Origin of the sequence: Anoxybacillus sp. (assembly GCF_036834105.1) — a bacterium.
In the GTDB taxonomy this organism is placed as follows: domain Bacteria; phylum Bacillota; class Bacilli; order Bacillales; family Anoxybacillaceae; genus Anoxybacillus.
In genome coordinates this window covers 1-8,142 of the sequence record NZ_DAITON010000103.1, presented here as the reverse complement: position 1 = coordinate 8,142, position 8,142 = coordinate 1, and the positions used below count along the sequence as shown (strand labels likewise).

At 40.2% G+C, this 8,142-nt stretch carries 6 protein-coding genes; all 6 read right to left on the bottom strand.

The features are described 5' to 3' along the window. Window positions 1–106 precede the first annotated feature (106 nt). Window positions 107–1,933, bottom strand: a complete 1,827-nt coding sequence (gene mutL, locus V7Z64_RS10065) for a DNA mismatch repair endonuclease MutL (RefSeq protein ID WP_297991232.1) — start codon at window positions 1,931–1,933, stop codon at window positions 107–109. A gap of 13 nt (window positions 1,934–1,946) precedes the next feature. After that, complete coding sequence (gene mutS, locus V7Z64_RS10060; RefSeq protein WP_297991231.1) at window positions 1,947–4,514, bottom strand: DNA mismatch repair protein MutS; 2,568 nt, start codon at window positions 4,512–4,514, stop codon at window positions 1,947–1,949. 72 nt (window positions 4,515–4,586) lie between these two features. Continuing rightward, the gene (locus tag V7Z64_RS10055; RefSeq protein WP_297991230.1) at window positions 4,587–5,123 is read right to left on the bottom strand and encodes an outer spore coat protein CotE; all 537 of its coding nucleotides are present in this window, start codon (window positions 5,121–5,123) and stop codon (window positions 4,587–4,589) included. Between the two features lie 161 nt (window positions 5,124–5,284). After that, the gene (locus V7Z64_RS10050; protein ID WP_297991229.1) at window positions 5,285–5,716 is read right to left on the bottom strand and encodes a RicAFT regulatory complex protein RicA family protein; all 432 of its coding nucleotides are present in this window, start codon (window positions 5,714–5,716) and stop codon (window positions 5,285–5,287) included. A 1-nt stretch (window position 5,717) separates the two neighbouring features. Then, window positions 5,718–7,298, bottom strand: a complete 1,581-nt coding sequence (miaB, locus tag V7Z64_RS10045) for a tRNA (N6-isopentenyl adenosine(37)-C2)-methylthiotransferase MiaB (RefSeq protein ID WP_297991227.1) — start codon at window positions 7,296–7,298, stop codon at window positions 5,718–5,720. A gap of 114 nt (window positions 7,299–7,412) precedes the next feature. Beyond that, window positions 7,413–8,142: 2-oxoacid:ferredoxin oxidoreductase subunit beta (locus V7Z64_RS10040; protein ID WP_334110290.1), on the bottom strand; the 730-nt coding region annotated here is incomplete at its 5' end.

Genomic DNA, 8,142 nt, shown 5'->3' with positions numbered 1-8,142 from the left:
TTTTTTTGTTTGGTTGTAAATTTATGTTAGTAAATTTGCTCATCTACAGTTATTATAGACAAATGATATACGTTTTATCATCTATTTTCGAAAAATTTTAGTCGTTTCACATCACACGTTTAAACATTTTTTCTAACTCATAAGTGGAAAAATGAATAATAATTGGACGACCATGCGGACACGTAAATGGGTCGCTCGTTTTCCGCAACGATTCAAGCAGCGCGAATATTTCGTCGCTACGTAAAAATTGATTCGCTTTAACGGATTGTTTACAACTCATCATGATGGCCGCTTTTTCACGTAACTGTTTCATATCTACTTTTTTCATCGTTAATACTTGCTTAATCATTTCTTCAATTATCTCCGCCTCTTCCCCTTTTGGAAACCATTGGGGATGGGAACGAACAATGAAACTGTTATGACCAAACGGCTCTAAAAATACACCACAAGCTGCTAATTCATCACGATGACTGTCAATCAGCAAATACTCGCTTGTTGAATAAGTGAACGTCAGCGGGATAAGCAACGGTTGCAACTCATTTGTGACCGTTGCTAATTTTTCGCGAAAATATTCATATTTGATTCGCTCTTGAGCAGCATGTTGATCAATGATATACAATCCATTTTCATTTTGGGCTAAAATATACGTCCCGTGCATTTGTCCAATCGGATATAGCGGTGGAATACGCGCTTGATCTATTTCTTCAAGTTTTTCTACATGAGGTGGTTCTAGGTTCTCCACATTAAGTGACTCCGTATCCACATCGCTAGCACGTTTTTCGTTTTTCTCGAATGCGATTCGCTCATCTGCTTTCTTTTCTAGCTCACTGTATGAGATCGTTCGCTGTGGAACAATGTTCGATTCTTTCACAACATGTTGAAACGAAAACGTTTGTTGCTCCGTCCTCGGCTTTTCTACCCGCGAGACAGTCACTTCAGGTATTAACGTCTTTTTTTGAAATACATCACGAATAGCGTGCTGAACAAGTTCGTTTAATTCGCCTTCCTTGCTAAAGCGGACTTCTAGCTTTGCCGGGTGAACATTCACATCTACAAGGAGCGGATCCATAGCTATATTTAAAAATGCAATGGGATGTCGCCCGATCGGGAGAAGCGTATGATACCCTTCTTCAATCGCCTTGTATAACGGATAATTTTTTACATATCGACCATTTACAATCGTTGTCATATAATTACGAGAAGCGCGCGTCACCTCTGGCAACGAAACATAGCCATCAATCGTAAAATCGATCGTTTCAGCGTGAATAGCAACCATTTTTTTCGCAACCTCAAATCCGTAAATCGCAGCTAACACTTGCCGCACATCACCATTTCCGTTCGTATAAAACAGTTGTTTTCCATTATGTGTCAAACGAAATGAAATGTGTGGATGGGCAAGCGCCAAACGGTTCATCACATCAACAATATGCCCTAGTTCCGTATGAATCGTTTTCATATACTTTAAGCGAGCTGGCGTATTGAAAAATAAGTGTGAAACAGTAATATCCGTTCCTTTGCGACTGCTTGTTCGACCGCTCTGTATAAGTTCCCCACCTTTTAACACAATAAACGTTCTCGGACGTTCACCTGTGCTCGTTTTTAATTCCAAATGTGAAACGGATGCAATACTTGGCAAAGCTTCCCCTCTAAAACCAAGCGTACGAATGCGGAACAAATCCGCCTCATCTTTAATTTTGCTCGTTGCGTGCCGTTCAAACGCTAAAAAACAGTCTTCTTCCTCTAATCCATCTCCATTGTCAACCACACGAATTTTCGTTAGTCCCGCCTCTTCTAACTCCACCTCAATGATTGTGCTGTGGGCATCAATCGCATTTTCAACAAGCTCTTTTACAACGGAGGCTGGCCGCTCAACGACTTCCCCCGCCGCAATTTTATTCGCTAACGCATCATCAAGCTTACGAATTTTTCCCACGTTTTCCCTCCTTTCATTTCAACAGTTTTTGAATTTCGTATAGTTTATTCATGGCCTCAAGCGGTGTCATGTCAAGCAAGTTGAGGGATTGAATACGTTTGATCACTTCCTTTTCTTTTTTAGATACGCTCGAACGTGTTTCATCGTTTGTTTCAATAAATATGCTTAACTGTTGAAACTCTTCTTCCTTTTCTTTTACAACGGGTGCTGGATTTGTTTCAAACTCGTGTAAAATTTGTTCCGCCCGCTTAATTAAATCAGTCGGTAACTTGGCTAATTGTGCGACATGAATGCCATAACTTTTATCGGCTGGCCCCTCTTCAATTTTATGCAAAAAAATGACGGTTCCGTTTTCCTCCATCGCACTAACGTGAACATTTTTCAAACGCGGCAATTGTTTTTCAAGCGCTATTAATTCATGATAATGGGTACTAAATAATGTTTTCGCACCAATTCGATCGTGAATGTATTCAATCATTGCTTGAGCGAGCGCCATACCATCGTATGTAGATGTTCCACGTCCAATTTCATCAAATAAAACAAGGCTATTTTGTGTTGCATGCACGATGGCGTTGCGTGCCTCTAACATTTCAACCATAAATGTACTTTGACCAGCAACTAAATCATCAGCCGCTCCGATACGCGTAAACACTTGATCAAAAATAGGTAATATCGCTTCTTCTGCCGGGACAAAACAGCCAATTTGCGCCATAATGGCTGTTAGTGCAATTTGACGCATATATGTGCTTTTTCCAGACATGTTTGGCCCTGTAATAAGTAACATTTCCCGTTCGGCATCCATATAACAATCGTTCGGAACGTATACGTTAGATCCTAGCACTTTTTCAACAACAGGGTGTCGTCCTTGCTGAATGACAAGGCGACGATCATGGGAAAACTGCGGTCTACAGTAGTTATATTTTTCACTCACCGTAGCAAAACATTGTATCACATCTAATTGACTAATGTATTTCGCTAATTTTTGTAAACGCACAATATATTGTTTTACTTGTTCGCGAATAGAAACAAACAGCTCATATTCTAACTCTACACTCTTTTCTTCTGCTTCTAAAATAAGTGCTTCTTTTTCTTTCAGCTCTTTCGTCACAAATCGTTCGGCGTTAGCTAATGTTTGTTTGCGCTCATACCGTCCTTCCAGCAACAAATGTAGGTTCGCCTTTGTTACTTCGATATAGTATCCAAATACCCGGTTATAACCAATCTTTAACGACTTAATTCCGGTTAATTCCCGCTCTTTCGCTTCTAACTGTGCGATCCATGTTTTCCCGTTTCGACTCGCATCCCGAAATCGATCGAGCGCTTCGTTATAACCATCTTTAATGATACCCCCTTCTTTCACAGAAAGAGGCGGATTTTCTTCGATCGCTTCTTCTAGCAATTGAACAAGATCCTCGCACGCATCCAGATGTTGTGCAAAAGATTGAACATGCTCATCATGAATTTGCATAAGAAGATTAGATATCAGCGGCACTTGCTTTAACGATTTTTTTAGTTGGATTAAATCGCGCGCGTTAACATTGCCAAATGCTACACGCCCCGCTAATCGTTCTAAATCATATACTCCACGAAGATACTCGCGCAACTCTTGGCGCTCGAAATAGTTCATCCGAAGTTGTTCAACAAGATGCAGACGCTGTTCAATTTTTTCACGGTCTAACAACGGACGGTCAATCCATTGCTTGAGCAATCGCCCACCCATTGCTGTCATCGTTTCATCAAGAAGCCAGAAAAGTGAACCGTTTTTTCCTTTCGTACGAATCGTTTCAGTTAACTCTAAGTTTCGTTTGGAATACACATCAATTTTCATATACGCATCCACTTCATACAATTCTACTGGCTGCAAATGAGCTAAACTCCGCTTTTGTGTTTTGATTAAATAGTTGAATAGTCGTCCAAACGTCACTAATAATTTTTCTTGCTTCAAGTGGGATACAATAGATTGACAAGCATTCGGAATCGTTGTTTCATCTTCGTATGAAATCGTCAAAGCATATCGTTCCTGCAGAAATTGGCATTGTTCTTTATACGCTGTCGCAACAACTAATTCTTTTGTGCCGATTGAGTAAATCTCGTTTAATACATCTTCAAACGAATGGAGCAACGTCATCCGGCTTTCCCCTGTTGTTAAGTCGGTATAGGCAAGGCCATATGTCCCATCCTCAAATGATGTTAGCGAAGCTAGATAGTTATTTGCCTTTTCTTCGAGTTGCTTCCCTTCCATAACTGTTCCAGGGGTAATGAGTTGCACAACTTCTCTACGCACAACCCCTTTCGCTGTTTTTGGATCTTCAACTTGTTCACAAATAGCAACTTTATATCCTTTTTCAATTAAACGTTCAATATACATGGCAGCAGAATGATAAGGCACGCCACACATCGGCACCCGTTCTTCCCCACCACCATCTCGACTTGTAAGAGTAATTTCTAACTCTTGTGACGCTTTAATCGCATCTTCAAAAAACATTTCATAAAAATCACCGAGACGAAAAAAAAGGAATGCGTCTTTGTATTGTGACTTAATTGCTAAATATTGTTGAATCATCGGTGTATAAGTCATCATCTTTCCTCCAACGTCCAAAATATTGACTTCAATTATTATAACAAAAAATAAAAACTAGGAAGAATAAACTTCCTAGTTTTTATTGCTTCCTTCTTGAAGAAGCTCTTCATCTAACTGTTCGAGTTCCGCGTCAATATCTTCATCGACTTCGTCTGGTGACGTATCAACTACGGCAATGCGAACCTTCGTTTCTCCGATGACTTCTGCCACAAACTCTCGCTCCACTTCAACAGTTACTTTATTCCCAGTTGGGGCAATCGTACATTCTAAACAATTTGGCTGTTGAACAACACGAGCAATGACTTCCTGCTCTTCACTAATAAGCTCTTCATTCCGATACTTTAATGGAATTACATCTGTGTACGACACCGTTTCTGTCAACACTTCCGTTTTCGTATTATCGTTGTATGAGTACCACACATTCACATCATATTTCCCATGAATTTCAACACTACGATCTACTTTTTTTGCTTCATACCGATGGTTAATGATCCAACAACCGAGCACGCTCGTTGGACGATGTTGCGCAGAAACCGTATGCGTTGACTGCGTAAATTTCCGCCCTTTTCCCACAACCGCCTTTGTAATAATTTCTCTGTATTCAGACATGGAACAAACCCTCCTCAAAAAATGCATTGTTCATTCTATCCTATGCACTAGTAACCCAAAAGTGTACAATAAAAAAACAATCATTCCTTATAGTTCATTGTATGCAGCGGATGAGAAATATGTACAAAAACATAAAAAAGAGCCCATGTAAAATGGACTCTTTAATGACAATGACCACAATGACTATGTTTCACTTGAGCTCCTGTTTCTCCGCGCAACACATCGCCGCCTGTCGATGTAATAATTTCATCCGTCACCGTCTTTGAAATGGTCGAAGCAACAAGCTGCAACAAGTCATTAATTTCTACTTGCGATTGCTTGAATTGCTCTACAATCGGAATGTCTGATAGTTGCTCATATATGTCATCAATTTGCGCTTCAACTTTTTTTAACGCCTCGGTCTTTCCATAATGTTGTAAATTTACAGCTTGTTTTTGTAAAGACTTAATTTTAGCAATCATCGTACGCACTTTTTCATTTTCATGAATTTTTGCTTCCGCCTGTTTAAAAATCTCTACTTCTTCCGTTTCAGCGATCATTTTAGCTAACTCTTTTGCTTTTTGTACGATCTCATCTTTCGTATATTTCGCCACGTTATTTCACCTCAATCGCTTCTTCTACCATTTCTCCGTTTAATGTCCACGTTTTCGCTTCAGTAATTCGCACGTTTACAAGTTGACCGATCGCAGACTTTGGACCAATGAAATTGACAAGCTTGTTTTTGCGCGTGTATCCTGCAAGAACATTCGGGTTGTTTTTGCTTTCTCCCTCTACTAATACTTCGACAACTTGCCCTTCATATTCCTTCATTTTTTTCGCAGAAATTTCGTTGACTAATGCATTTAACCGTTGCAGACGTTCTTTTTTCACTTCCATCAGTACGTTATCAACCATTTTAGCTGCTGGCGTCCCTTCACGCGGCGAGTAAATAAATGTGAACGCAGAATCAAATTCAACTTCACGATATAACGACAATGTTTCTTCAAATTGCTCGTCCGTCTCATTCGGGAAACCGACAATAATATCTGTCGTAAGTGCCACACCCGGAATCGCTTCTTTAATTTTGCGAACAAGCTCTAAATATTGTTCACGTGTATATTTCCGTGCCATCATTTTTAACACTTCGCTACTTCCAGATTGGACTGGCAAGTGAATATGCTCGACTAAATTTCCACCTTTCGCCAACACTTCAATTAAACGATCGTCAAAGTCGCGCGGGTGACTTGTTGTGAAACGAATGCGTGGAATATCGATTTTGCGTAATTCATCCATTAAATCACCAAGACCGTATGTCATATCCGCAAAATCTTTTCCGTACGCGTTAACATTTTGACCTAAAAGAGTAATTTCTTTATATCCTTGTGCCGCTAAATGACGTACTTCTTGAATAATATCTTCTGGACGACGGCTTCGCTCTTTTCCGCGCGTATATGGAACAATACAGTACGTACAAAACTTATCACAGCCGTACATAATGTTAACCCATGCTTTAATGTTCCCTTTCCGCACTTTTGGTAAATTCTCGATGACATCGCCTTCCTTTGACCAAACTTCTACAACCATTTCTTTTGAAATATACGCTTCTTTCAAAATGTAAGGAAGGCGGTGAATGTTATGAGTACCAAAAATCATGTCAACATATTGGAACTGCTTTAAAATTTTATTAACAACCGATTCCTCTTGTGACATACAGCCACATACCCCGAGCAATAAATCTGGGTTGTTTTGCTTAAGAGGTTTTAAGTGGCCGATTTCCCCAAACACTTTATTTTCCGCGTTTTCACGAATTGCACACGTATTTAACAAAATGACATTGGCATCTTCAGGACGATCCGTTGGCTCATAGCCGAGAGCCATAAAGATTCCCGCCATCACTTCTGTATCGTGTTCATTCATCTGACAGCCGTACGTACGAATATAAAACTTTCGCCCATTCCCCATGCCGCGGAATTCTTCAGGAATAGAAAAATCTTTATGATATTTCACTTCCTCTTTGCCGCGTTTTTTCGCTTCCTTTAGGGATGGGGGGACAAATACAGTCGAAAAATATTTTTCATAGTCTTGGCTCGTTTTTTGCTTCAGACGCTGTAAATTCTCATCCAAAGCGGATTTTTTGTCCGTTGGATGATCTGTTTCAATTTGTGCTGTGTACTGTAAACGTTGTTTTTCGTTCATCGGTATTCTCCTTTCTTTTGTTCATAGATGCACACTAACATAGTATATTATTTTCCGGGCGTTTAAACAATGTTTTTCCATAAAAAAGAGGATGGTTTTCACCACCCCCTTTTTCTACATAAACTCCGCGACAAGTTGATCGAATTTTTCTTTACTGATTGTTAAATCCGCTTCTGTCAATGGTTTCTCGCTATAACCTGGCACAAGGTCTTGGTACGATTGACGTTCTTTGTTTTGATAAATGAGCCCTGTCACAAGTCCTTTATGCTTCATTAACGTTTGCATTGCCATCTCACGGTTAGACGGGTCATATCCTTCGATTGAACTTAAGCTCGTTAAATTGTCTTTAAACCAATCATACGTGTTCACTTTGTTGTATGTGACGCACGGGCTAAACACGTTAATAAGCGAAAAACCTTTATGCTTTATACCTTCCTCGATTAGCTGCGTCAACTCTTTTAAGTCACTGGAAAAGCTTTGGGCGACAAATGTTGCCCCAGCTGTTAACGCCATTTCCATAATCGATAGGGCTGGTTCTACTGAGCCTTGAGGCGTACTCTTCGTTTTAAAGCCAGCTTCACTGCGCGGCGATGTTTGTCCTTTTGTTAAGCCGTAAATTTGGTTATCCATAACGATATACGTAATGTCGATATTGCGTCGAATTGCGTGAATGGTGTGACCCATTCCGATCGCAAATCCATCGCCATCACCGCCGGCCGCAATGACTGTTAAATCGCGGTTTGCCATTTTTACCCCTTGAGCGATTGGAAGGGCACGGCCGTGCACACCGTGGAAGCCATATGAGTTAATGTAACCAGAAATACGACCTGAACAACCAATTCCA

Bases quoted from the DNA above. Each gene is read 5' to 3' on its own strand.
- mutS (WP_297991231.1), bottom strand. From the start codon at position 4,514: ATGATGACTTATACACCGATGATTCAACAATATTTAGCAATTAAGTCA.
- miaB (WP_297991227.1), bottom strand. From the start codon at position 7,298: ATGAACGAAAAACAACGTTTACAGTACACAGCACAAATTGAAACAGAT.
- V7Z64_RS10055 (WP_297991230.1), bottom strand. From the start codon at position 5,123: ATGTCTGAATACAGAGAAATTATTACAAAGGCGGTTGTGGGAAAAGGG.